Genomic DNA, 24,420 nt, shown 5'->3' with positions numbered 1-24,420 from the left:
GTCACACCGGCACGGCAGCCGCGCCGACGCGCCCTTCGTCCGGCTGCCCGCTCGGGCGGCTGCGGCGGGCGGCGGTGAGGCCGACGGCGGCGAGGCCGAGGCCGGCCCAGAGGGAGAGGGTGAGCAGCGGGCCGGCCGCCCCGGCGCCGTCGAAGTAGGAGACGGACCGCAGCAGCGTCCCGGCCGCGCCCGGGGGCAGCTGCTGTCCGAGGACGCCGGCCGGGGCGGGGAGCAGTTCGGGCGCGGAGGCGACGCCGGAGAAGGCGTTGCCGATCAGCACCATCAGCAGCCCGGCCACCCCGAGGCCGGCCGTCCCCAGCAGGGCCGCCGTCCCGGCCGAGGTGGCGCCGACCGCGAGCACCGTCAGGCCGATCACCCCGGCCTCGGTCCACCAGTCCCCGGTCAGTGCGCCCAGCCAGCCGTGGGCGACCCCGGCGCCGACCAGGCCGGTGAGCAGTGCGGCCCCGGCGAGCGCCGCGATCGCCCGGCCGCCGCGCAGCCGCAGCACCGTCACCGCCGCGCCGGTCGCCACCCCGGCCAGCACCAGCGGCAGCAGGCCGGCGCCGAAGACCGCCCCGCGCGGGTCGGTGGCCGGGGCGGGCACCACGTCCGTGACGTGCACGGTGGTGCCGGGCGGGGCGGCGGACTCGGCGGCGGTGCGCAGCAGCTGGGCCACGGTCGGGCCGGCGGCCGAGGCGGTGAGCAGCTCGGGGCCGCCGGGGGTGGCGACCAGGGCGCCGTAGACCTCGCGGTCCTCGACGGCGTGCCGGGCGGCGGCCGCGTCGGTGTAGTGGTGGATCTCGAAGGCGCCGGGGTGCGCCGCCAGCCGCTGGTCGACGGTGGCCGTGGCGGCGGCCGGTCCGGCGACGCCGATCGGCAGGTCGCGCGGGGCGAGGCGGGAGGCGGGCCAGGCGAAGGCCCACAGGGCGAGCGCGGCCAGCAGCGGCACCAGCAGCCAGACGGCGACGAGGCGGCGGGAGGCGGGCGCGGCCCCCGGGGAGGCGGACTCGACGGAGGCGGACATGGCAGCCCCTCGATTCAAAGAGAAGGATCGTTCGTTTTACATGGCCCACTCTCCGGCCGCCCGTCGCGCTTGTCAAGAATGAACGTTCGTTTTACGGTGGACCCCATGGCCCGCGTATCCCAGGCACACCTCGACGCCCGCCGCCGGCAGATCCTCGACGGCGCCGCCCGCTGCTTCGCCCGCAACGGCTTCCACGCCACCTCCATGCAGGACGTGCTGCGCGAGTCCGAGCTGTCCGCCGGCGCCGTCTACCGCTACTTCGCGGGCAAGGAGGAGATCGTCGCCGCCATCGCGACGGAGGCCTTCGGCGTGATCCGGGCCGCGTTCGCCGAGGCCGCCGCGACCGTGCCGCCACCCACCCCGGACGTGCTGCTCGGCCGCGTCCTGCGGGCCGTCTTCGACCAGGCCCCGCCCGAGGGCGACCGCCAGGCCTTCGCCCGCCTGATCGTCCAGGTCTGGACGGAGACCCTGCGCAACCCCGCCCTCGCCGCCGCCCTCGACGAGGGCTACACCGCGATGCGGGCCGCCTGGGCCGAGCTGGTCGGCAGCTACCGTGCGGCCGGCCTGATGCCGCCCGGCCCCGAGGCCGACCACGTCGCCCGCACCCTCATCGCCACCGCCCAGGGCTTCATCGCCCAGCAGGCGCTGTTCGGCGACGCCGACCCGGCGGTCGTCGAGGACGGCCTGCGCGCCCTCGCCTCCATGCGCACCGCCCCCGCCCCGGAGACCCCGTGACCGCCGCACCCGGCCCCGCCGAGCGGCTCGACCTCCAGGAGCGGGCCCTGGACGCCCTGCTCGCCGAACTCGGCCTGCCCTTCGAGGAGCCCGACGACCCCCGGATCGCCCGCCTCGCCGAGCACCACCCGCACTACCCGCAGTACCACCGCATCGGCCACAAGCGGCAGACCGCCCACCGCGCCCTCACCGCCGACCGCGGGCTCGCACGCGCCCACGCCGACGCCGTCTACGAGGCCCTCGTCCACGACGACGACCCGAGCTCCCCGCGCTGGCTCGCCGCCGTCCTCGTCACCGCGATCGGCGCCCGCGCCCTCCAGGAACGCCTGCTCGCCACCCTCGCCACCGGCACCCCCCACCGGCGCACCTGCGCCGCCCACGCCTGGCGCTGGTCCGACGCCGACCCCGCCGACCCCCGCTACCTGGCCCTCCTCCCGCGATCGGGTGAGTGATCGTCCGAACCCGCTGGGTACGCTGGACGCGAAGGCGAGAATCCGGCCCATGGGAGCAGTGATGACCGTCGAAGTGCAGCCGACCTGGCCCGTCCCGCCCGAGGGCGGGTGGACGGCCGACGACCTCGACCGGCTTCCGAATCTTCCTCCGCATACGGAGCTGATCGACGGGAGCCTCGTCTTCGTGAGTCCGCAGGCCCTTTTCCACCTGTACGCCATCCGCCTGCTGGAGTTCGGCCTGTACTCGGCCAAACCGTCTCACCTGGCCGTGCTCCGGGAGATGACCGTGACGCTCGGCCGTCGGGACAGGCCCGAGCCGGACCTGCTCGTGGTGGCACGTGAATCGGCCCAGAGCGAGCAGCAGACCACCCAGCGTCCCGAGGACGTCCTGCTCGCCGTGGAGGTCGTCTCGCCCGACTCCGAGGCGCGGGACCGCGAGGTCAAGCCGCGCAAGTACGCCGCCGCCGGCTTCCGGCACTTCTGGCGTGTCGAGAACGAGGAGGGCGAACTCGCCGTCCACGTCTACGAGCTGGACGGCGCCACCGGCCTCTACGCGCCCATGGGCATCCACCGCAAGCGGCTCGCGCTCGACCTGCCGTTCCCGATCGACATCGACCTGACGGACCCGAAGCGCTGGCTCTGAGATTACCTGCGTGTCCGTGTCGGCGGATGGGTAGTGTGCCCGGCATGCGATGCGGGATGTGCGGGTCTCAGCGGCTGAGTCCGGTGGGGGAACTGACGACGGATTCGATGGCGACGGAGCGGATGCGGCTGCGCTTCCCCCGGCCGGGGAGATTCAAGTCGCGGCCCACCTTCACGATCACCTTCGCCCGCGCGTGCCGGGACTGCGGCACCCTCTACCCGTGCCTCGGCGAGTACGAGCGGATGCAGTTGGACGCCACGGCCGACGGCCTCGCCGAGTGAGCCGAGGCGGGGCTCAGGCCGACAGGGCCGCGGGCGCGGCGGCGGCGAGCCGGGCGTCGTCGTAGCGCCGCAGCAGGAGCTCGGCGACCTCGGGGGCGGCGCCCAGGACCCCGGCCAGCAGGTCGGCGCCGTCCGCGGCGGCGGCGATCCGGTCGGGCAGCAGCCCGGGGGCGAGCAGGTAGGGGGCGACGGCCACGGTGCCGGCACCGGCCTCCCGCAGGGCGGCGACAGCCTCCGGCACCCGCGGGCCGGCCGCGGAGGCGTACGCGACCTCGACGCCGGCCCAGCCGCGGCCGCGCCGCCAGGTCTCGGCGACCGCCCGGGTGGCGGCGTCGGCGGCCGGATCGGAGGAGCCGGCGGCGGCGAGCACCACGCCGGTGCGGGCACGGACGGCCGCGCAGGCGGTGTCGAGGCCGGTCTCCGCGAGGCGGCGGTCGAGCGCGTCGAGCAGCAGCGGGGAGGGGCCGAGCACGTCGGCGAGCGGCAGGTCGGCGCCGGCGGCGCGCAGCGCGGCGGGGATGTCGCTCTTGGCGTGGAAGGCCCGGTTGAGCAGCAGCGGGACGGCGACGGCGGCGCCGAACCGGCCGGCGACCTGGGGGATGCGCGGTGCGCAGTGGTCCAGGTAGGCGGTGGCGACGGTGAGGCCGGGCCGCAGGGCGCGGACGCGGTGGACGAGGGCGTCCACGGTGGCGGCGTGCCGCGGGTCGCGGCTGCCGTGGGCGATCAGCAGCAGGGCGGGGCCGCCCGCCCCGCCGTGGCGGGCGGGGGCGGGGACGGGCGGGGTACCGGTGCGCACGGTCGGCGTCCTCAGCGGCTGGTGACCAGCAGGCCGCGGTTGCGCAGCACGCGGCGCTCCAGCGGGGAGAAGACCAGCAGGTCGATCGCCACGCCGACGACGAGGATCAGGACGATGCCGAGCAGCACGCCCGACATGTCGTTGAACTCGCGCTGGTTCTCCAGGTAGCGGCCGAGGCCGAGGCCCAGGTCGGGGGAGGAGGCGATGAGTTCGGCGGCCATCAGCGAACGCCAGGAGAACGCCCAGCCCTGCTTGAGGCCGGCCAGGTAGCCGGGCAGGGCGGCGGGCAGCAGCACGTGGCGGGCGCCGGCGAGGCCGGTGGCGCCGAGGGTGCGGCCGGCCCGCAGGTAGATCGGCGGCACCTGGTCGACGCCGGAGACCAGGCCGTTGGCGATCGACGGGACGGCGCCGAGCAGGATGACCGCGTACATCGCCGAGTTGTTGATGCCGAGCCAGATGACGGCGGCGGGCACCCAGGCGACCGAGGGCAGCGACTGCAGGCCGGAGAGCACCGGGCCGAGCGCGGCGCGGACGGGCTTGACCCGGGCGACCAGCAGGCCGATCGGGGTGCCGATGACCACGGCGGCGACGAAGCCGGAGATGCCGCGCCACACGCTGGTCCAGATGATCGAGAACAGCGTGCCCTCGTACCAGAGGTCGGTGAGCGAGGACCAGACGTCGGCCGGGCTGGGCAGCTTGTCCGGGGTGGTCAGCTCCAGGCTGAAGGCGAGCTGCCAGACGCCGATGACGAGCAGCACGCCGAGCACGGGCGGCAGGACCTTCTGGCGGAGCACCTCGCCGAGCGGGGTGCGCTGGACCTGGACGGAGTCCAGGGCGTCCAGGCCGGCCTCGACGCTGGCGGTGTCGGTGCCCGGGTCCTTGACCAGGGTGGTGGTGTCAGTGCTGGACATGGCGGCGGATCTCCCCACGCAGCTCTTCGGTGATCTCGACGGACAGGTCCGCGACGCCGGAGTCCTCGATGCGGCGCGGCTGGGGCAGGTCGATCCGCCACTCCTTGGCGACCCGGCCGGGCCGGGAGGAGAGCAGGACGACGCGCTGTGCGAGCCGGACGGCCTCGCGCACGTTGTGCGTGACGAACAGGACGGACAGCTTGCGCTCCGCCCAGATGCGGGTGATCTCGTCGTGCAGGACGTCGCGGGTGATGGCGTCGAGCGCGGCGAACGGCTCGTCCATCAGCAGCACGTTGGCGCCCTGGGCGAGCGAACGGGCCATCGCCACGCGCTGGCGCATGCCGCCGGACAGCTCGTGGACGCGCTTCTTGCACGCGCCGCCGAGCCGCACCAGCTCCAGCAGCCGCTCGGCCTCGGCCCGGCGCTCGGCCTTGGGCACGCCGGCCAGGCGCAGCGCCAGCTCGATGTTCTTGCCGGCGGTCAGCCACGGGAAGAGCGCGTGGTCCTGGAACATCAGGGCCGGACGGCCGCCGGGCACCTCGATGTCGCCGGCGGTCGGCTTGTCGAGGCCGGCCACCAGGTTGAGCAGGGTGGACTTGCCGCAGCCGGAGGCGCCGAGCAGGGTGACGAACTCGCCGGGGGCGACGTCCAGGCTGATGTCGTCCAGGACGGGGGTGGCGGCACCGGGCCGGCCGAAGGACTTGTGCACGTGCGAGAGGCGGACGGCGGGCCGGTCGGGCGTGGCCGCGGCAGCGCTGGTGGTGGCGGGCTCCGTGGTGGTCAGTGCCGGGGTCATCCGGGGACCTCCTCCGTGAGTGGACGGGCAGCTGGCTGGTGGCTCTCGGGGCCGGGGTCCGGCCCCGCCCCGCCCGGTGACTGGGCATCGACTGGGCGGGGGCGGGGCGGACCGCGGGGTTAGCGGGTGCGGATCACTTGGCGCCGAGTCCGGCGTCCGCCACGGCGGTCCCGCCCTGGGCCTGGAGCACCTTGTTGAGCGGGGCCAGGTCGTAGATCCCGGCCAGGTTCGGCTTCTTCAGCAGGCCGGCGGTGACCGCGTGGTCGGCCTCGGCCTGCAGGGTGTTCGCCAGCGGGTCGTCCAGGAACTCGATGTCCTTCCACGCCGGGTCGAGGATCGCGGCGTCCAGCGCGTTGCCGGCCGCGTCCTTGATCGCGGCGTTGGCGGCGGCCTTGGCCTGGTCCGGGTTGGCCTTGATCCAGGCGTTGGTCTTCACCGAGCCGCGCAGCACGGCCTCCACCACGTCCGGGTGTTCCTTGAGGAACTTCTGCGAGACGATGACGTTGGTGATGACGAACTTGCCGTCCGGCCAGACCTGCTTCTCGTTCAGCAGCTCCTTGGCGCCGAGGCTGATCAGCTTGGACGCGGTCGGCTCGGGCACCCAGGCGCCGTCGATCGAGCCGGACTTGTAGGCGTCCGGGGTGACCTTGTTGTCGGTGCGCACCACGCTGACGTCGCCGGCGCCGGACGCGGCGTCGACCTTGTAGCCCTTGGTGGCCAGGTAGTTGAGCAGCGCCACGTCCTGGGTGTTGCCGAGCTGCGGGGTGGCGATCTTCTTGCCCTTGAGCTCGTCCAGGCTCTTGATCTTGTCGGGGTTGACCACCAGGCGCACACCGCCGGAGGCCGAACCGCCGATGATCCGCAGCGACTTGCCGTCGGACTTGGTGTAGCCGTTGATCGCGGGGGAGGGGCCGATCCAGCCGATGTCGATCGAGCCGGCGTTGAGCGCCTCGATCTCGGTCGGGCCGGCGTTGAAGATCTGGGTCTTGATCTTCGTGCCGCCCAGCTCCTTCTGGAACAGGCCCTCCTTGAGGCCGACCAGTGCGGTGCCGTGGGTCAGGTTGGCGAAGTAGCCGATCTTCACGGTGTCCGCGGAGAGCTTGGCACCGGAGGCGGCCGCGGCCGGGGCCGCCGAGCTCTTGTCCTCGCTCTTGGAGCCGTAGCTGCAGGCGGACAGCAGGCCCGCGGCGGTGAGCGCGGCGACGGCGACCGCGGCCGGCCGTCTGAAGCGGCCGCTGCCGAACCGGGTGGAGGTATGCGCGGTGGCGGAGTCGTGTGCCATGGGAGTCGTCCCGTTCACGGTGGGCGCCGTGGGAAGCGCCGGTGGAAGTCGGTCGGTGTGGTGCTGCCGGCATGTCGACATGCCGGGCAAGCCGGGCCGGTGCCCGCTGTGGGAAGGAGCCGGCCCGGTGACAGGGGCTCAGCGCCCCTGTCCGCCCCCACATCGCGTCAGGCCGCCCTGGCCGCTGCCGAGGACGCCGCTGCCGATGCGGCCGCCTTCCTTGTCCATGCCCGAGAACGCCTCGCTGGGCATCAGACCCAGTCCTCCTCGATCGGTTCGGTGGTGGCGCGTACGGTGTCGAAGGCCTCGCCCGCCATGCCGGCGGTGAGGGTGGTGCCGTCGGCCGGGTCGATCAGCAGGAACGAGCCCGTCCGGCGGTTGTCGGTGTAGCTGTCGAGCGCCAGCGGCTCGGCGGTGCGCAGCACCACGTGGCCGATGTCGTTGACGTCCAGGCCGTCGGCACCGGAACGCTGCTCCAGCGTGTCGATGTCGATCCGGTAGGAGATCTCCTTGACCAGCGCGCGGACGGTGCGGGTGGTGTGCTTGAGCAGCACCTTCGCGCCGGGGCGCAGGGCCCGCTCGTTGAGGTGGCAGACGGTCGCCTCGATGTCCTTGGTGGGCACCGGGGCGGGGCCGGCCGCGATCAGGTCGCCGCGGGAGACGTCGATGTCCTCGGCGAGGCGGACGGTGACCGACTGGGGGGCCCAGGCGATGTCCGTCTCCCGGCCGAGCGCGTCGATGCCCGCGACGGTGGTGGTGTGCCCGGACGGCAGGACGGTGACCGGGTCGCCGACCCGCAGCACGCCGGAGGCGAGCTGGCCGGCGTAGCCGCGGTAGTCCGGGTGGGCCTCGGTCTGCGGCCGGATCACGTACTGGACGGGGAACCGGGCCGGCTCGTTGCCGGGGTCGCTGCCGACCGGGACGGTCTCCAGGTGCTCCAGCAGGGTCGGGCCGCCGTACCAGTCCATGTGCGCCGAGGGCTCGACGACGTTGTCGCCGGCCAGCGCGGAGATCGGCACCGCGACGACGTCCTTGACGCCCAGCGAGGCCGCGTAGGAGGTGAACTCCTCGGCGATCGCGGCGAAGACGGGCTCCGCGTACTCGACCAGGTCCATCTTGTTGACCGCGAGGACGACGTGCGGCACCCGCAGCAGCGCGGCGACGGCGGCGTGCCGGCGGGTCTGCTCGACGACGCCGTTGCGGGCGTCGACCAGGACGACGGCGAGCTCGGCGGTGGACGCGCCGGTCACCATGTTCCGGGTGTACTGCACGTGCCCCGGGGTGTCGGCGAGGATGAACCGGCGCCGGGCGGTGGCGAAGTAGCGGTACGCGACGTCGATGGTGATGCCCTGCTCGCGCTCGGCCCGCAGGCCGTCGGTGAGCAGCGCCAGGTCGGGCGCCTCCTGGCCGCGGCTGCGGGAGGCGTGCTCGACGGCCTCCAGCTGGTCGGCGAGGACCGACTTCGAGTCGTGCAGCAGACGGCCGACCAGGGTCGACTTGCCGTCGTCCACGGAGCCGGCGGTGGCGAACCGCAGCAGCGAGGTGGCGGTGGTCTCCGGAGTGGTGGTCATCTTAGAAGTACCCCTCGCGCTTGCGGTCTTCCATCGCGGCCTCGGACAGCTTGTCGTCGGCGCGCGTGGCGCCGCGCTCGGTGAGGCGGCTGGCGGCGATCTCGGCGATCACGTCGGCGATCGTGGCGGCGTCGGAGTCGACGGCGCCGGTGCAGGACATGTCCCCGACGGTGCGGTAGCGGATGAGCCGGGACTCGACCGGCTCGCTCTCCTTCGGGCCGCCCCACTCGCCGGCGGTCAGCCACATGCCGTCGCGCTTGAACACGTCGCGGTGGTGGGCGTAGTAGATCTCGGGGAGCTCGATGCCCTCGCGCTCGATGTACTGCCAGACGTCCAGCTCGGTCCAGTTGGAGAGCGGGAAGACCCGGACGTGCTCGCCGACGGCGTGCCGGCCGTTGTACAGCGACCACAGCTCGGGGCGCTGGCGGCGCGGGTCCCAGGCCCCGAACTCGTCGCGGAGCGAGAAGACGCGCTCCTTGGCGCGGGCCTTCTCCTCGTCGCGGCGGCCGCCGCCGAAGACGGCGTCGAACTTGTTGCGCTCGATGGCGTCCAGCAGCGGCACGGTCTGCAGCGGGTTGCGGGTGCCGTCGGGGCGCTCGCGCAGCCGGCCGTCGTCGATGAAGTCCTGCACGCTGGCGACGTGCAGCCGCAGGTTGTGCTGCGCCACGGTGCGGTCGCGGTACTCGATGACCTCGGGGAAGTTGTGCCCGGTGTCGACGTGCAGCAGCGAGAAGGGGACGGCCGCCGGCCAGAACGCCTTCAGCGCCAGGTGCAGCATGACGATGGAGTCCTTGCCGCCGGAGAACAGGATCACCGGCCGCTCGAACTCGCCCGCCACCTCGCGGAAGATGTGCACCGACTCCGCCTCCAGGGCGTCGAGGTGCGACAGCGCGTACGGGTTCTCCTGGGTGTCCAGGAGGCTGTGCGTGGCGGTCGTCATGCGAGGCCCCTTGTCGTCAGGAAGGCGTGCAGCTCGGCGGCGGATTCGGCGACCGCGCGGCCCCGGGTCTGCAGGCGCAGCTCCGGGTCCTGCGGTGCCTCGTACGGGTCGTCGACGCCGGTGAGACCGGAGATCTCGCCGGCGGCCTGCTTGGCGTACAGGCCCTTGACGTCGCGTTCGGCGCAGAGCTCCACCGGGGTGGCGACGTGGATCTCCAGGAAGTCGGTGCCGTTGGCGGCGTGCCGCTCGCGGACGGCGGTGCGGGAGTCCGCGTACGGGGCGATCACCGGGGCGAGCACCTTGACCCCGTTGGAGGCCAGCTTCTCGGCGACGAAGCCGATCCGCGTCACGTTGGTGTGCCGGTCCTCCTTGGTGAAGCCGAGGCCCTTGGAGAGGAACTCGCGGATCTCGTCACCGTCCAGGACCTCCACCTTGTGGCCCTCGGCGCGCAGGCGCTCGGCGAGGGCGAAGGCGAGGGTGGTCTTGCCCGCGCTGGGCAGCCCGGTCAGCCACACGGTGGCGCCGCGCTCGCAGGGGGCGGCCGCGCGGGCCGCCTCTGCGGCTTCCCCGGCGTCCAGTGTGTCGGCTGTGGTCACGGTGGTCTCTCCTGAGGTCTCGTCGGTCTGGTGGTCGGTCAGAGGTGGATGCCGCACTCGGTCTTGCCCGAGCCCGCCCAGCGGCCGGCCCGGCCCTCCTCGCCCTCGCCGGGCTTGGCGGTGCAGGACAGCGGCGAGCAGCCGATCGAGGTGTAGCCCTCCCACAGCAGCGGGTTGAGCAGCACCCCGTTGGCCTGGACGTACGCGTCGACGTCGTCCTGCGTCCAGCGGGCGATCGGGGCGAGCTTGACCTTGCGGCGCTTGGCGTCCCAGGCCACCACCGGGGTGTTGGCGCGGGTCGGCGACTCGTCGCGGCGCAGCCCGGTCGCCCAGGCGTCGTACGCGCCGAGGCCGCGGTTGAGCGGCTCGACCTTGCGCAGCGAGCAGCACAGGTCCGGGTCGCGGTCGTGCAGGTTCGGCCCGTACCGGGCGTCCTGCTCGGCGACGGTCAGCTTCGGGGTGAGCGTGATGACGTTGACCGGCATGGTCGCGGCCACCGCGTCCCGGGTGCCGATGGTCTCGGCGAAGTGGTAGCCGGTGTCCAGGAAGACCACGTCGACGCCGGGCAGCACGGTGGAGGCGAGGTGCGCGACGACCGCGTCCTCCATCGAGGAGGTGACGCAGAACCGCTTGCCGAAGGTGTCGGCGGCCCACTGCAGGATCTCCTGCGCGGTCGCCTCCTCCAGGTCGCGGGCGGCCGCGGTGGCCAGCGCCTCGTAGTCGGTCGTGGTGCTCATTCGCCACCTCCTTCGGTATGTTCGGTGCCGGTCGCCGTGCCGGTGGTGCCGGTGGTGCCGTCGGGCCGGAGCAGGCCCAGGAACTTCAGCTGGAAGGCCCTCCGGCAGGAGGCGCACTCCCAGCAGCCGTGCCCGGCCTCCGAGGGCCGCAGGTCCTCGTCGCCGCAGTACGGGCAGTGGAACGGTGCCGCACGCTCACTCACGACAGCTGGTCCTCGGTGGCCCGGGCCGTCCACTGGGCGAAGCGCTCGCCCTCGTGGCGCTCGGCCTGGTAGCGGGTCAGCACGCGCTCGACGTAGTCGGCCAGGCCGTCCTTGGTGACCTTCAGACCGCGGACCTTGCGGCCGAAGCCGGCCTCCAGGCCGAGCGCGCCGCCGAGGTGCACCTGGTAGCCCTCGACCTGCTCGCCGTTGTCGTCGGTGACCAGCTGGCCCTTGAGACCGATGTCCGCCACCTGGATGCGGGCGCAGGCGTTGGGGCAGCCGTTGATGTTGATGGTGAGCGGCTCGTCGAACTCGGGCAGCCGCTGCTCCAGCTCGTCGATCAGACGGCGGCCGCGCTCCTTGGTCTCGACGATGGCGAGCTTGCAGTACTCGATGCCGGTGCAGGCCATCGTGCCGCGGCGGAAGGTGGACGGCTTGACCTGCAGGTCGAGCGCCTCCAGGCCGGCGACCAGCGACTCGACCCTGTCCTCGGCGACGTCGAGGACGATCATCTTCTGCTCGGCGGTGGTGCGCAGGCGGTCGGAGCCGTGCTGCTCGGCGAGGTCCGCGATCTGGCCGAGGATCTTGCCGTTGACCCGGCCGACGCGCGGCGCGAAGCCGACGTAGTAGCGGCCGTCCTTCTGCCGGTGCACGCCGACGTGGTCGCGCCAGCGGGCGACCGGCTCGGCCGGCGCGGGGCCGTCGATCAGCTTGGTCCCCAGGTACTCGTCCTCCAGCACCTGGCGGAACTTCTCCGTGCCCCAGTCGGCGACCAGGAACTTCAACCGGGCGCGGTTGCGCAGCCGGCGGTAGCCGTAGTCGCGGAAGATGCCGATCACACCGCCGTAGACGTCCGGGACCTGCTCCAGCGGAACCCAGGCGCCGAGGCGGACGCCCAGCTTGGGGTTGGTGGACAGGCCGCCGCCGACCCAGAGGTCGAAGCCGGGGCCGTGCTCGGGGTGGACGACGCCGACGAAGGCGACGTCGTTGATCTCGTGCGCCACGTCCAGCAGCGGCGAGCCGGAGATCGCCGACTTGAACTTGCGCGGCAGGTTGGAGAAGTCCTTGTTGCCGATGAAGCGGCGCTGGATCTCGGCGATGGCGGGGGAGCCGTCGATGATCTCGTCCTCGGCGATGCCTGCCACCGGCGAACCGAGGATGACGCGCGGGGTGTCGCCGCAGGCCTCGGTGGTGGACAGGCCGACGGCCTCCAGCTTCTGCCAGATCGACGGGACGTCCTCGATCCGGATCCAGTGGTACTGGACGTTCTGCCGGTCGGTCAGGTCGGCGGTGCCGCGGCCGTACAGCTCGGAGACCTCGGCGACGGCCCGCAGCTGGGCGACCGTCAGCTGGCCTCCGTCGATGCGCACCCGGAGCATGAAGTACTCGGCGTCCAGCTCGTGGGGGTCGAGGACGGCCGTCTTGCCGCCGTCGATGCCCTCCTTGCGCTGGGTGTAGAGGCCCCACCAGCGCATCCGGCCGCGCAGGTCGGCGGGGTCGATCGAGTCGAAGCCGCGCTGGGAGTAGATCGTCTCAATGCGTGTCCGCACGTTGAGACCGTCGTCGTCCTTCTTGAACTGCTCGTTGGCGTTCAGCGGCGTGAAGTGGCCCATGCCCCACTGACCCTCACCGCGGTGGCGGGTCACCTTGCGGGCGGCGGCGGGACGGCGCACGGGGGCGCCGGCGACCGTGGGCTCGACCGGTTCGGGGGTAGGGGCCATGGTGTCTCGTCCTTTGGCAGCTGGCTCTGACGGGGGGTTCGGCATCCCCGGGCACGCAACTGCTCTGACCTGCGCTGTTGCTGCAGGCGTCAGGGTGCAGTGACGCTGGCCGGAGGGCGCCCGCGCATCCGCGTCGGCGGGGATTCGCGAGGTGCCGGCGCCGGTGCCGTGGTGGCGGCGGGGGTAGGGCTCAGGTCACCGGACAGATGGCGCTGGACACGCGGAGGAGATCGACGTGCAGTCGACCTACTAGGGTGGCTCCGGCGCTTGGCATGGCAAGAGATTCGCACGGCGAACGACCCCCGGTCCACTAACGTCCGCATTTTGGACGCGGTTGTTTCGCATCGTGGGATGGTGTGGGAATACCCCGTCGTCACAGCCGTGCGGATCGTACCGGAGCGCCGCTTCCCGGGCCCCTGACGGGCCGTCCGCAGCCCTTCCTGCCCCCCTACGCGCGCGTGCGCGGAGCAGTGGACACCGCCCAGTACGGTAGGGGCGTGCAAGCAGCAGGCAGTAACCCGCGGGAGACCCCCGGCCAGGCCCCCGACCGGCCCTCGCGCCGCCGGGGCGGCCGTCGCCGCGCCCGCCGCAACGGCTGGCGCCAGACCCTGTGGGCCCTGCTCAAGGACACCACCGACACCTGCGTCGAGTACCGCGTCACCGGCCTCGCCGCCGAGGCCGCCTTCTTCACCCTGCTGTCGATCCCGCCGCTGCTGCTCTGCCTCGCCGGAACGCTCGGCTACCTCGACGACATCCTCGGCGCCGGCACCATCGACAAGCTGAAGAACGACGTCGTCTCGGCATCCGAAACGGTGCTCTCACCGGATTCGGTCGACCAGATCGTCCAACCCCTGCTGACCAGCGTCTTCGACAACGGCCGACCGGACCTCATCTCCATCGGCTTCCTGCTCTCGCTCTGGTCCGGCTCGCGGGCGCTCTACATCTTCATCGACACCATCACCGTGATGTACGGCCTCGACGGCAAGCGCGGCATCGTCAAGACCCGCCTGATGTCGCTCGGCCTCTACCTCGGCGCCCTGGTCATCGGCTCGCTCGTCCTGCCGCTGCTCGTCGCCGGCCCCGGCCTGGTGATCGGCGCCCTGCCCAACTCCGCCGGACTGGTCAACGCGCTCTACTGGCCCGCCGCGATCCTGCTCCTGGTGATCTTCCTCACCACGCTCTACCACGTCGCCGTGCCCGCCAACACGCCCTGGCGCGAGGACATCCCCGGCGCCCTGGTCGCCCTGGTCGTCCTCGTGGTGTGCAGCGTGCTGCTCCGCGTCTACCTCGTCAGCTCGGTCGAGGGCCCCTCGGTGTACGGCTCGCTCGCCGCGCCCGTCGCCGTGCTGCTGTGGATCTTCGTGGTGGCGCTCGCCGTCCTCATCGGCGCCGCCATGAACGCCGCGATCGACCGCCGCTGGCCGAGCGTCGAGACCGCCGACGCCCGCGCCGAGAACGAGCGCGTCAGCGAGGCCGCGGCCGCCACCGTCGTCCGCGAGGCCGCCGCCCGCCGCGCCCTCCAGCGCGCCCAGCTCGTCCGCGAACTCGGACTCGCCGACGGCGGCGAGGAGGACGACGAGGAGGACGACGACGACGGCGTCCCCGCCGAGTACCCGGAGCGCTGGGCCGAGGTCCTCCCGCCGAACAGCCTGCTGCGCCGCATCCTCGGCGGCGGCGCCCGCCGCAGGCAGGCCCCGCCCCCGCCGGACACCGACCGCCCCGCCGTTCCGCCGCGGTCCTCCCCGCACCACCACCCGCACCCGGCGCAGCCCGTGCAGCAGCCCGAGCCGCTGTACCCCCCGCCTCCGCCGCCGATGCCGCCCGTCCCGCCGCTGCAGTCCCCCCGCACTCCCTGGGACGGCCGGTAGGGCCCTGGGGCCCGCCTGCGCGTGTCGCGCCGGCCGTCTCGCGCCGGACCGCCTTGTGCCGGACCGACCTGTGCCGGACCGACCTGTGCCGGACCGCCCCGTGTGGGGCCGCCCCGGCGGGGAAGACGCGCCGGTGGTTCGGGTGGGTCCCCGCGTCCGATCGGCCGCACATTGGTCGAGGACATGTCGACCAAGCGGGGGAAATGTGAAGACCGTGCGTCCGTTCGAAGGAGCCTGGCTTGGCGTGCGAACGGGCGGGTAGCCGCGCGAGCAGGATGCGGAACCGGTCCGTCCGTCCTTGAACCGAGGGAGTTGGCCCATGCCGCTGATCAACTACGTCGTGCTGAGTGCGCTGGTCGCGGAGCTGGACGCGCTCGCCGATGTGGGCGCGCCGGACGCGGCAGTCCGGCGCCGCCGGGAGGACGCCCTCTACACCGTCTGCGTGTACACCGGTGTCCGCGACCCCCAGCAGGCCCTCGCCCGGGCCCGCCGGCTGCTCGCCCGGCACAGCGCGTCGCACACCGCCGCAGCGCCGGCGGTACGGGTCGAGCCCGCCGTGGTGACGCCCGAGCCCGTGGTCGCCGCATAGCGGTGCGGGGCCGGCAGCGAGACCCGGCCCCCGTCCAGGAGCCCCGCGCCGGAGGGAGCCCTGGACGGGGGCCGACCAGTTCCCCGGCGACCCTCCGGGCCGTCCCGGCCGCACGGCCCCCCGCTTCCTGGCCGTACCGTCCCGGCCCCGCGGTTCCGCCGCGCCGGACGGACCGGCCGTGTCGGCCGTGCGACCGCCGATTCCCGGCCGCACCGTCCTGATCCTCGGACTGCACCGCGTCGGCCGTCCTGGCCGTGCGGGCCCCCGCCGCTTGCGTGTCCCGGCCGCGGTGTCCCGTTCTGCGGCGTCGCGGTGCTTGGCCGTTCAGGCCGTGGCGCCCCGGTCTCCTGGCCGCGGTGTCCCGTTCTGCCGGGGCCCGTATGGGCCGTGCGGGCCGTGTCGCTCCTCGCGTGTCGGCCTGGCTGTCCCCTTTCGCCGCGGTCGCGGTGCCGGCCGTACCGGCCCTACCGGCCATGTCGGCTCCGGTCTCCGGCCGCGCTGTCCGCACTCTCGACCGGTGTGTCCCCCGCTTGCGATGTGAACGCAAACAATTACACTCCCTTCCGCACTCGTGAGACAGTTGCAGCCGCATCTGGCTCTGCACCGACAAGGGGGCTGTGAGTGGGAAGTGAGACTGCCGGGACGGATCCCCGACAGCCGGTGATGGCCGACGTCGCCAAGCTCGCCGGCGTGTCGCACCAGACCGTCTCCCGCGTCCTGAACGGAGCCCCGCACGTTCGGCCCGGGACCCGGGACAAGGTGCTGGCCGCCATCCGGGAGCTGGACTACCGACCCAACTCGGCCGCGCGGGCGCTGGTCACCCGCCGCTCCCAGACGCTCGGCGTGGTGAGCTTCGCCAGCACCCTCTACGGCCCGGCCTCCATGCTCGACGGCATCGAGCAGGCCGCCCGCAGCGCCGGCTACTTCGTCAGCGTCGCCAGTCTCCGCTCACTGGACGCCCGTTCCGTCCAGGAGGCGGTGGACCGCCTCCGCGACCAGGGCGTCGAGGGGGTCGCGGTCATCGCCCCGCAGATCTCCGCGGTCGGTGCGGTGTCCCGGCTGTCCAGTTCCGTCCCGGTCGTCGCGGTGGGCTCCGGCAGCCGCTCGCGCGTCCCGATGGTCGCGGTCGACAACCTCACCGGCGCGGCCGCGGCCACCCGCCACCTGCTCGACCTCGGCCACGGCACGGTGCACCACGTCGCCGGTCCGGCCGGCTGGCTGGAGACCCAGGACCGCCTGGACGGTTGGCGCCGCACCCTGGAGGAGTCGGGCGCCCCGGTGCCGCAGGTCTACAGCGGCGACTGGAGCGCCCGGTCCGGGTACGAGGCGGGCCGGCAGATCGCGGCGGACCCGGAGGTGACCGCGGTCTTCTGCGCCAACGACCACATGGCCCTGGGCCTGCTGCGGGCGCTGCACGAGGCCGGCCGCCCGGTGCCCGGCGAGATCAGCGTCATCGGCTTCGACGACATCCCGGAGTCCGCCTACTTCACCCCGCCGCTCACCACCGTCCGCCAGGACTTCGGCGAACTGGGCCGCCGCGCACTCGAGTTGCTCGTCGAGGAGCTCGCCGGGGTGGCGCACGCCCGCAGCCACGTCCTGGTCGCCCCGGAGATGGTCCTGCGCCGCTCCACCGGCCCGGCCCGCCGCCCTGCCTGACCGACCGGCCCGGTCGGTCGCAGCCTGCCGCTCCACCTGCCGCGAGGCCGGGTGCCTCTCAGGGGCGCGTGGGGGCACCGAAAGCCGGGGGAGAACCGCGCAGTCCGGGGGTGGGCGGCTGAACGGCAGGGGACGGCCCTTGCCCGGTACGGCAGCCGCATCCCACTCACGCGGTTCTCCGCGCCCCTGACCGGCCCGGCCGCGGCCGGGGTGGGCCTCGGGTACGTGCCCGACTCCCCGCTGCGGGCCTGCAGTTCCCGGTGTGATCGGCGGCGGTCCGCCCTGCCGTCCGAGGTCCGGGTGGCCGGGAGGCGGTGGTCCTGCTGCCGGTCGACGGTGCCCGGGGCGGTGCCCGGGGCGGTGCGGAGCCCGTCGGCGGGCGCCTGAGCGCCCCGCGGCCGTCCGGCCGTGTGCGGGTGTGCGCCCCGCGGCCGTCCTCGTGCATGCCCGGCGTGCGAACCGGTTCCGGGCCCGTCCGGTGCTTCGGGCGCGACCGGCTCGACCTGCGTGATCGGTCCGCCGGGTGCCGCGCGCCGCCCTGGGTGCCTTGTGCCGCCCCGGGATCGGGTGTCCGGGCCGGGCCGCGCGTTCGACCTGCGCCGGAGGCGCCGCGGCCGCACGGTGGGGGAGGGCGTGCGGGCGGTCGTCCGGCCGGCCGGTCGTCCGGCCGGTGCGTTCCCGCACCCTTGACAGCCAAAATGTGAACGTTAACAATCGCAGCATCCGGAGTCGCCCGGCCTCGCCGGCCGACTCGGCCACCCGCTCCGCCGGCCGGCGGTCTCCCCGCTTCGACCTCCCGGCCCGGCGGCCGCCGTTCCGCTCCTTATGAGGGTGAGGCAGCGGAACACCGGCCGGCCGCCGGCCCGCGACGGTGCGGACCAGCCGGCGGCCGGCCCGAACTCCCCACCCCCGTACGAAGGATGAGACAGTGACCGAGACGCCCCCCACCCGGGCCGAGCAGACCGGCACCGAGCAGGCCGGCAGCGCGCCCGGCACCGGGCCGACCGGTGCGGCCGAGCCCGCCGGCGGCGACCGCTACGTCGTCGGCGTCGACTTCGGCACGCTCTCCGGCCGCGCCGTCGTCGTCCGCGTCCGGGACGGCGAGGAGATCGCCACCGCCGTCCACGGCTACCCGCACGCCGTCATCGAGGAACGCCTGCCCGGCACCGGCCGCCCGCTGCCCCCCGACTGGGCCCTGCAGCACCCCGAGGACTGGCGCGAGGTGCTGCGCACCGCCGTCCCCGAGGCGCTCGCCGCCTCCGGCGTGGACGCGGCCGACGTCATCGGCATCGCCACCGACTTCACCGCCTGCACCGTGCTGCCCGTCCGCACCGACGGCACCCCGCTCGCCGAGCTGCCCGAGTGGGCCGCCCGCCCGCACGCCTGGCCCAAGCTGTGGAAGCACCACGCCGCCCAGCCGCAGGCCGACCGGATCAACGCCCTCGCCCACGCCCGCGGCGAGAAGTGGATCCACCGCTACGGCGGGCGGATCTCCGCCGAGTGGCAGTACGCCAAGGCCCTACAGGTGCTGGAGGAGGACCCGCAGGTCTACGCCGCCTGCGAGCGCTGGATCGAGGCCGCCGACTGGATCGTCTGGCAGCTCACCGGCACCGAGACCCGCAACACCTGCACCGCCGGCTACAAGGGCATCCACCAGGACGGCGCCTACCCGGACGAGGACTACCTCGCCGCGCTGAACCCCGGCTTCGCCGACTTCGCCCGCACCCGCCTGGAGCACCCGCTGCTCCCGCTCGGCAGCCGGGCCGGCTCGCTGACCGCCGAGGCCGCCGCCTGGACCGGCCTGCCCGAGGGCATCGCGGTGGCCGCCGGCAACGTCGACGCCCACGTCGCCGCCCCCGCCGCCCGCGCCGTCGACAACGGCCGACTGCTCGCCATCATGGGCACCTCCACCTGCCACGTCGTCAACGGCCCGGCGCTGGCCGACGTCCCCGGCATCTGCGGCGTCGTCGACGGCGGCATCGTCGCCGGCTCCTACGGCTACGAGGCCGGCCAGAGCGCGGTCGGCGACGTCTTCGCCTGGTGGCTGCGCCAGGGCGTCCCCGCCGAGTACCTCGCCGAGGCCGAGGCCACCGGCGAGGACCTCCACCAGCTCCTCAGCCGCAGGATCGCCGACCAACCGGTCGGCGGCCACGGCCTGATCGCCCTCGACTGGATGGGCGGCAACCGCTCCGTCCTGGTCGACCACCACCTGTCCGGCGTGATCGTCGGCCTCACCCTCGCCACCCGCCCCGAAGAGGTCTACCGGGCGCTGCTGGAGGCCACCGCCTACGGCACCCGCACCATCGTCGAGGCACTGGAGGAGGGCGGCGTCCCCGTCACCGAGTTCGTCGTCGCCGGCGGCCTCAAGAAGAACGCCCTGCTCATGCAGATCTACGCCGACGTGCTGCGCCGCCCCGTCTCGCTCGCCGCCTCCGAGCAGGGCCCCGCGCTCGGCTCGGCGATCCACGCCGCGGTCGCCGCCGGCGCCCACCCCGACGTGCGCACCGCCTCCGAGGCCATGGGCCGGGTCCACCGCCACGCCCACCTCCCGGACGAGGCCCGCGCCGACGCCTACGACGCCCTCTACGCCGAGTACCGCGCCCTGCACGACCACTTCGGCACCGGCCCCGACAAGCAGCTGCACCGCCTGCGCGCCATCCGCAACGCCGCCCTGACCGCCCACCGCACCAGCGAGGACCGATGAGCTCCCCGATCGACCTGATCCGCCGCCAGGTCAGCGACCTCCACCAAGAACTGGTCCGCTACGACCTCGTCGTCTGGACCGCCGGAAACGTCTCCGCCCGCATCCCCGGCGAGGACCTGATGGTCATCAAGCCCAGCGGCGTCGCCTACGACGAGCTGACCCCCGAGGCCATGATCGTCTGCGACCTCGACGGCACCGTCGTCGCCGGCGAGCACAACCCGTCCTCCGACACCGCAGCCCACGCCTACGTCTACCGCCACATGCCCGAGGTCGGCGGCGTGGTCCACACCCACTCCACCTACGCCAGCGCCTGGGCCGCCCGCGGCGAGGCCGTGCCCTGCGTCCTGACCGCCATGGCCGACGAGTTCGGCGCCGAGATCCCGATCGGCCCGTTCGCGCTCATCGGCGACGACTCCATCGGCCGCGGCATCGTCGACACCCTGCGCGGCCACCGCTCGCCCGCCGTCCTGATGAAGAACCACGGCGTCTTCACCATCGGCAAGGACGCCAAGGCCGCCGTGAAGGCCGCCGTCATGTGCGAGGACGTCGCCCGCACCGTCCACATCTCCCGGCAGCTCGGCGAACCCCAGCCCATCGCCCAGGCCGACATCGACCACCTCAACCACCGCTACCAGAACGTATACGGCCAGCAGACCGCGCCCGCGGCCCGGTGAAGGAGAACCACCCCATGACGCACCCCGCCGACACCCGCGAGATCTGGTTCCTCACCGGCAGCCAGGGGCTCTACGGCGACGACACCCTGCGCCAGGTCGCCGAGCAGTCCCGCGAGGTCGCCGCCGCGCTCTCCGCCGACGGCGGCATCCCCGTCCGCATCGTCTGGAAGCCCGTCCTCACCGACGCCGCCGCGATCCGCCGCACCTGCCTCGACGCCAACGCCGAGGACACCTGCATCGGCCTGATCGCCTGGATGCACACCTTCTCCCCGGCCAAGATGTGGATCGCCGGCCTCGACGCCCTGCGCAAGCCCCTGCTCCACCTGCACACCCAGGCCAACCGCCGGCTGCCCTGGTCCACCATCGACATGGACTTCATGAACCTGAACCAGGCCGCCCACGGCGACCGCGAGTTCGGCTACATCCAGTCCCGCCTCGGCGTCGCCCGCAAGACCGTCGCCGGCCACGCCAGCGACCCGTCCGTCGTGCGCCGCGTCGCCTCCTGGGCCCGCGCCGCCGCCGGCCGCGCCGAACTCGCCACCCTCAAGCTCGCCCGCTTCGGCGACAACATGCGCGACGTCGCCGTCACCGAGGGCGACAAGGTCGAGGCCCAGCTGCGCCTCGGCGTCTCCGTCAACACCTACGGCGTCAACGACCTCGTCACCGCCGTCGACGCCGCCACCGACGAGGACGTCAACGACCTCGTCAAGGAGTACGACGAGCTCTACCGGCTCGCCCCCGAACTCCGCGCCGGCGGCGACCGGCACGACTCGCTCCGCTACGCCGCCCGCATCGAACTCGGCCTGCGCACCTTCCTCACCGACGGCGGCTTCGGCGCCTTCACCACCAACTTCGAGGACCTCGGCGGCCTGCGCCAGCTGCCCGGCCTCGCCGTCCAGCGGCTGATGGCCGACGGCTACGGCTTCGGCGGCGAGGGCGACTGGAAGACCGCCGTCCTGCTGCGCACCCTCAAGACCGCCGCCGCGGGCCTGCCCGGCGGCACCTCCTTCATGGAGGACTACACCTACCACCTGGAGCCCGGCCAGGAACTCATCCTCGGCGCCCACATGCTGGAGGTCTGCCCGACCATCGCCGCCGCCACCCCCTCCTGCGAGATCCACCCGCTGTCGATCGGCGGCCGCGAGGACCCCGTCCGCCTCGTCTTCGACGCCGAACCCGGCCCCGCCGTCGTCGTCGGCATGGCCGACCTCGGCGACCGCTTCCGCCTCGTCGCCAACGAGGTCGACGTCGTCGCCCCCACCGAGCCGCTGCCCCACCTGCCGGTCGCCCGCGCCGTCTGGAAGCCCCGCCCCGACCTGCGCACCTCCACCGAAGCGTGGCTCACCGCCGGCGGACCCCACCACACCGTCCTCACCCGGGCCCTCGGCGCCGAGGAGCTCGACGACCTCGCCGAGATGCTCTCCGTCGAACTCGTCCTCGTCGACGCCGACACCACCATGCGCCGCTTCACCCGCGAACTGCGCTGGAACCAGGCCTACCACCGCCTCGCCAAGGCCCTCTGAGCCCCGCTCACCGGCCGTGGCCGACGGGCCCGTGCCTCCGCGTCCCGCGGGGGTCCGGGCCCGTCCGCGTGCGCCCTCAGCGGCCCGGCACCGGGCGGCGCAGCAGGTACAGGCCGGCGAAGACCGTCAGCAGCGCCATACAGACGATGAACACCACCCCCGCGTCCTCCAGCCCCACCGGCTCGGACAGCACACCCACGCCGATCACCGGGATCGAGATCCCGGTGTACGCCACCACGAACAGCGAGGAGATCGACCCGGCCCGGTGCTCCGCGGGCGCCGCGGCAGCCACCGCACCCACCGAACCGCGCAGCGCCAGCCCCTGGCCCGAACCACCGACCAGCGCACTCAGCACCAGCAGCGCCAGCAGCTCCGCCAACAGCGCCCCGCCGAGCAGCGCCAACCCCACCAGCAGCACCGCGCAGCCCAGCGGCAGCGCCCGCCGCGCGCCCAGCGGCCCGGCCGCCAGCTGGCCGCCCGTCGACGCCAGGAACGTCGCGAAGACGATCAGGCCGATCAGTGCCCGGTCGTGCACGTCCAGGGTCTGCGCCAGGAACGCCGGCGACACCGCCGTGAACACCCCGAGCAGCGCGAACCCGGCGAACGACGCCACCCCCGCCGGCACGAACACCCCGCGCACCTCCGGCGGCAGGCTCGGCGCCTTCACCCGCGCCGCCGACAGCCCCTTCGCCCCCGCCACCGACTCCGGCAGGGCCAGCAGCACGCCCACCGCGACCGCCACCATCGCCAGGTGCACCACGAACGGGAGCACCAGCGGATCCGGCGCGTACTCGGCCAGGACGCCCGACAGCAGCGGGCCCAGCCCCAGGCCGCCCATGTTCGCCGCCGTCGCCGCGAACGCCGCCCGGCCCTCCCGGCCGGCCGGCGCCAGCTCCAGCACGTACGCGGTCGCCGTCCCCGTGAACAGGCCCGCCGAGAGACCCGACATCAGCCGGCCCAGGCACAGCAGCGGCACCCCGCCCTCGAACAGGAAGCAGAAGGCGCTCAGCGCCGCGAAGCCGAGCCCGGCCAGCAGCACCGGCCTGCGGCCGACGGTGTCCGAGACGTTGCCGACCGCCAGCAGCACCCCGATCACCGCGAAGGCGTACACCGCGAAGACCACCGTGACGACCAGCTCGGAGAAGCCCAGCTCCTCCTGGTACAGCGAGTACAGCGGGGTGGGGAGGGTGGTGCCGGCCATGCAGACCGCGAAGACGCCGGAGGCGGCCAGGTACGCCTTGGCACCGGTCGGACGGCCGCTCTGACGTTCGCTCATGCGCCCACGGTACGGGCAGCGACACCCGGCGCGCGGCAGGCCGCGACCGGGGGCGCCCGGCGGGCACGCACCCGGAGGCGCCCGGCAGGCATGCAACCGGGTGCCCCCACGCGCCCCCGGGCGAGCCCGTCCACGCGAGCCCGGGAAAGGGCTCCGCCCGGTGTGCGCACACACACCGGGCGGAGCCGTTCGCGCGGGGTCGGGGTCAGGAGCCGACCTTGCGCTTGTTCCAGACGTCGAAGCCGACCGCGGCGAGCAGCACCAGGCCCTTGATGACCTGCTGGTAGTCGGTGCCGACGCCCACCAGGGACATGCCGTTGTTCAGGACGCCGAGGACCAGGCCGCCGATGATCGCGCCGAGCACCGTGCCGACGCCGCCGGAGGCGGAGGCGCCGCCGATGAAGGCCGCCGCGATCGCCTCCAGTTCGAAGTTGATGCCGGCCTGCGGGGTGCCGGCGTTGAGCCGGGCGGCGAAGACCAGGCCGGCCAGGGCCGCGAGCACGCCCATGTTGACGAAGGCGAGGAAGACGACCCGCTTGCTCTTCACGCCGGAGAGCTTCGCGGCGGGTTCGTTGCCGCCGATCGCGTAGGTGTGCCGGCCGATGATCGAGTTCCGCATCAGGTAGCCGAAGCCGACCAGCAGCGCGCCGAGGATCAGCAGCACGATGGGGGCGCCGTGGTAGCTGGCGAGCAGCAGGGTGAAGACGAGGACGGCGGCGGTGATCGCGGCGAGCTTGGCGAGGAAGAAGCCGACCGGCAGCAGCTCCAGGCCGTAGGAGGCGGCCTGGCGGCGTCCGCGGACCTCCTGCAGCACGGCGATCGCGAGCACGCCGAGGCCGAGCAGCAGGGTCAGGTTGTGGTAGTTGGTGTGCGGGCCGACCTCGGGGAGGAAGCCGCTGGAGATCTTCTGGAAGCCCTTGGGGAACGGCGCGATGGACTGGCCCTGGAGCAGGATCTGGGTGCCGCCGCGGAAGAGCAGCATGCCGGCCAGGGTGACGATGAACGAGGGGATGCCGATGTAGGCGATCCAGAAGCCCTGCCAGGCGCCGGCGACCGCGCCGATCAGCAGGGCCAGCACCAGGGCGAGCGGCCACGGCAGGTCGTGCTTGACCATCATCACCGCCGCCGCCGCTCCGACGAAGGCGGCCAGTGATCCCACCGACAGGTCGATGTGGCCGGCGATGATGACGATCATCATGCCGATCGCCAGGATCAGGATGTAGCCGTTCTGCTGGATCAGGTTGGTGATGTTGAGCGGCTTCAGCAGGGTGCCGTCGGTCCAGATCTGGAACAGCACCACGATCAGCGCGAGGGCGACCAGCATGCCGTACTGGCGGACGTTGCCGCGCAGCGCGTCGGCCAGCACGGCGCCGGTGGAGCGGGTCCGCGCGGGGGCCGCCGGGCCCGGCGGGGTCGTCGGGGTGGTCTGGGTCTGGGCCATG

The 24,420-nt window shown here is 73.6% G+C and carries 24 protein-coding genes; 10 read left to right on the top strand and 14 right to left on the bottom strand.

Annotated elements, in window-relative coordinates; genetic code table 11:
- Position 1: 1 nt before the first annotated feature.
- The gene (locus tag AB0O09_RS05710; RefSeq protein WP_363540354.1) at positions 2–1,024 is read right to left on the bottom strand and encodes an ABC transporter permease; all 1,023 of its coding nucleotides are present in this window, start codon (positions 1,022–1,024) and stop codon (positions 2–4) included.
- A gap of 105 nt (positions 1,025–1,129) precedes the next feature.
- Here AB0O09_RS05710 and AB0O09_RS05705 point away from each other — a divergent pair, with 105 nt between their 5' ends.
- The 4 genes from AB0O09_RS05705 (at position 1,130) to AB0O09_RS05690 (ending at position 3,135) form a co-directional block, all read left to right on the top strand.
- On the top strand, positions 1,130–1,759 hold the full coding sequence (locus AB0O09_RS05705; RefSeq protein ID WP_363540353.1) for a TetR/AcrR family transcriptional regulator: 630 nt from the start codon (positions 1,130–1,132) through the stop codon (positions 1,757–1,759).
- Positions 1,756–2,211 carry a hypothetical protein gene (locus AB0O09_RS05700; RefSeq protein ID WP_363540352.1) on the top strand — a complete coding sequence of 152 codons (456 nt, stop codon included), beginning with the start codon at positions 1,756–1,758 and terminating at the stop codon, positions 2,209–2,211. The genes AB0O09_RS05705 and AB0O09_RS05700 overlap by 4 nt, the downstream gene beginning before the upstream one ends.
- 49 nt (positions 2,212–2,260) lie before the next feature.
- Complete coding sequence (locus AB0O09_RS05695) at positions 2,261–2,854, top strand: Uma2 family endonuclease (protein ID WP_363540351.1); 594 nt, start codon at positions 2,261–2,263, stop codon at positions 2,852–2,854.
- 107 nt (positions 2,855–2,961) lie between these two features.
- Complete coding sequence (locus AB0O09_RS05690; protein WP_263105949.1) at positions 2,962–3,135, top strand: hypothetical protein; 174 nt, start codon at positions 2,962–2,964, stop codon at positions 3,133–3,135.
- Positions 3,136–3,148: 13 nt separating this feature from the next.
- On the opposite strand, the gene AB0O09_RS05685 is transcribed toward AB0O09_RS05690, so the two are convergent.
- The 11 genes from AB0O09_RS05685 to AB0O09_RS05635 all read right to left on the bottom strand — a co-directional run bounded on the left by AB0O09_RS05685 (position 3,149) and on the right by AB0O09_RS05635 (position 12,962).
- A complete protein-coding gene (locus AB0O09_RS05685; RefSeq protein WP_363540350.1) occupies positions 3,149–3,931 on the bottom strand; it encodes a CbiX/SirB N-terminal domain-containing protein in 783 nt (260 codons plus the stop codon).
- A gap of 11 nt (positions 3,932–3,942) precedes the next feature.
- Positions 3,943–4,842 carry an ABC transporter permease gene (locus AB0O09_RS05680; RefSeq protein ID WP_363540349.1) on the bottom strand — a complete coding sequence of 300 codons (900 nt, stop codon included), beginning with the start codon at positions 4,840–4,842 and terminating at the stop codon, positions 3,943–3,945.
- Entirely contained in the window at positions 4,829–5,638 is an 810-nt protein-coding gene (locus tag AB0O09_RS05675) for an ABC transporter ATP-binding protein (RefSeq protein WP_363540348.1), read from the bottom strand. Before AB0O09_RS05675 ends, AB0O09_RS05680 begins: the two co-directional genes overlap by 14 nt.
- Positions 5,639–5,771: 133 nt before the next feature.
- Positions 5,772–6,920, bottom strand: a complete 1,149-nt coding sequence (locus AB0O09_RS05670; RefSeq protein WP_363540347.1) for an aliphatic sulfonate ABC transporter substrate-binding protein — start codon at positions 6,918–6,920, stop codon at positions 5,772–5,774.
- Positions 6,921–7,171: 251 nt separating this feature from the next.
- Positions 7,172–8,491: a GTP-binding protein gene (locus AB0O09_RS05665; protein ID WP_363540346.1), complete on the bottom strand. Its 1,320-nt coding sequence runs from the start codon at positions 8,489–8,491 to the stop codon at positions 7,172–7,174.
- Between the two features lies 1 nt (position 8,492).
- Complete coding sequence (cysD, locus tag AB0O09_RS05660; protein WP_030262336.1) at positions 8,493–9,431, bottom strand: sulfate adenylyltransferase subunit CysD; 939 nt, start codon at positions 9,429–9,431, stop codon at positions 8,493–8,495.
- A complete protein-coding gene (cysC, locus tag AB0O09_RS05655) occupies positions 9,428–10,009 on the bottom strand; it encodes an adenylyl-sulfate kinase (protein WP_363540417.1) in 582 nt (193 codons plus the stop codon). The genes cysD and cysC overlap by 4 nt, the downstream gene beginning before the upstream one ends.
- 56 nt (positions 10,010–10,065) lie before the next feature.
- Entirely contained in the window at positions 10,066–10,764 is a 699-nt protein-coding gene (locus AB0O09_RS05650; RefSeq protein ID WP_363540345.1) for a phosphoadenylyl-sulfate reductase, read from the bottom strand.
- Positions 10,761–10,967, bottom strand: coding sequence for a hypothetical protein (locus tag AB0O09_RS05645; RefSeq protein WP_363540344.1), 207 nt, complete (start codon positions 10,965–10,967; stop codon positions 10,761–10,763). Before AB0O09_RS05645 ends, AB0O09_RS05650 begins: the two co-directional genes overlap by 4 nt.
- Positions 10,964–12,688, bottom strand: a complete 1,725-nt coding sequence (locus AB0O09_RS05640; protein WP_363540343.1) for a nitrite/sulfite reductase — start codon at positions 12,686–12,688, stop codon at positions 10,964–10,966. The genes AB0O09_RS05645 and AB0O09_RS05640 overlap by 4 nt, the downstream gene beginning before the upstream one ends.
- A 190-nt stretch (positions 12,689–12,878) precedes the next feature.
- Positions 12,879–12,962, bottom strand: coding sequence for a putative leader peptide (locus tag AB0O09_RS05635; protein WP_317634116.1), 84 nt, complete (start codon positions 12,960–12,962; stop codon positions 12,879–12,881).
- Positions 12,963–13,185: 223 nt separating this feature from the next.
- On the opposite strand from AB0O09_RS05635, the gene AB0O09_RS05630 reads away from it, so the two are divergent.
- The 6 genes from AB0O09_RS05630 to araA all read left to right on the top strand — a co-directional run bounded on the left by AB0O09_RS05630 (position 13,186) and on the right by araA (position 21,702).
- Positions 13,186–14,556 carry a YihY/virulence factor BrkB family protein gene (locus AB0O09_RS05630; protein ID WP_363540342.1) on the top strand — a complete coding sequence of 457 codons (1,371 nt, stop codon included), beginning with the start codon at positions 13,186–13,188 and terminating at the stop codon, positions 14,554–14,556.
- Between the two features lie 319 nt (positions 14,557–14,875).
- Entirely contained in the window at positions 14,876–15,145 is a 270-nt protein-coding gene (locus AB0O09_RS05625; RefSeq protein WP_363540341.1) for a DUF5133 domain-containing protein, read from the top strand.
- A gap of 621 nt (positions 15,146–15,766) precedes the next feature.
- A complete protein-coding gene (locus tag AB0O09_RS05620; RefSeq protein ID WP_363540340.1) occupies positions 15,767–16,801 on the top strand; it encodes a LacI family DNA-binding transcriptional regulator in 1,035 nt (344 codons plus the stop codon).
- A gap of 928 nt (positions 16,802–17,729) precedes the next feature.
- Positions 17,730–19,505, top strand: coding sequence for a ribulokinase (locus AB0O09_RS05615; protein WP_363540339.1), 1,776 nt, complete (start codon positions 17,730–17,732; stop codon positions 19,503–19,505).
- Entirely contained in the window at positions 19,502–20,179 is a 678-nt protein-coding gene (locus AB0O09_RS05610; protein WP_344624499.1) for an L-ribulose-5-phosphate 4-epimerase, read from the top strand. The genes AB0O09_RS05615 and AB0O09_RS05610 overlap by 4 nt, the downstream gene beginning before the upstream one ends.
- Positions 20,180–20,193: 14 nt before the next feature.
- Positions 20,194–21,702 carry an L-arabinose isomerase gene (araA, locus tag AB0O09_RS05605; protein ID WP_363540338.1) on the top strand — a complete coding sequence of 503 codons (1,509 nt, stop codon included), beginning with the start codon at positions 20,194–20,196 and terminating at the stop codon, positions 21,700–21,702.
- Positions 21,703–21,778: 76 nt separating this feature from the next.
- Here the strand turns inward: araA and AB0O09_RS05600 are convergent, their stop codons facing one another.
- Positions 21,779–22,978: an MFS transporter gene (locus AB0O09_RS05600; RefSeq protein ID WP_363540337.1), complete on the bottom strand. Its 1,200-nt coding sequence runs from the start codon at positions 22,976–22,978 to the stop codon at positions 21,779–21,781.
- A 205-nt stretch (positions 22,979–23,183) separates the two neighbouring features.
- The gene (gene mmsB / locus AB0O09_RS05595) at positions 23,184–24,419 is read right to left on the bottom strand and encodes a multiple monosaccharide ABC transporter permease (RefSeq protein ID WP_344624495.1); all 1,236 of its coding nucleotides are present in this window, start codon (positions 24,417–24,419) and stop codon (positions 23,184–23,186) included.
- Position 24,420: the final 1 nt, after the last annotated feature.

This window comes from Kitasatospora sp. NPDC093679, assembly GCF_040683455.1.
In the GTDB taxonomy this organism is placed as follows: Bacteria; Actinomycetota; Actinomycetes; order Streptomycetales; family Streptomycetaceae; genus Kitasatospora; species Kitasatospora arboriphila.
Note: the sequence above shows the minus strand (reverse complement) of the source record. Positions and strands in the feature narration are given on the sequence as shown.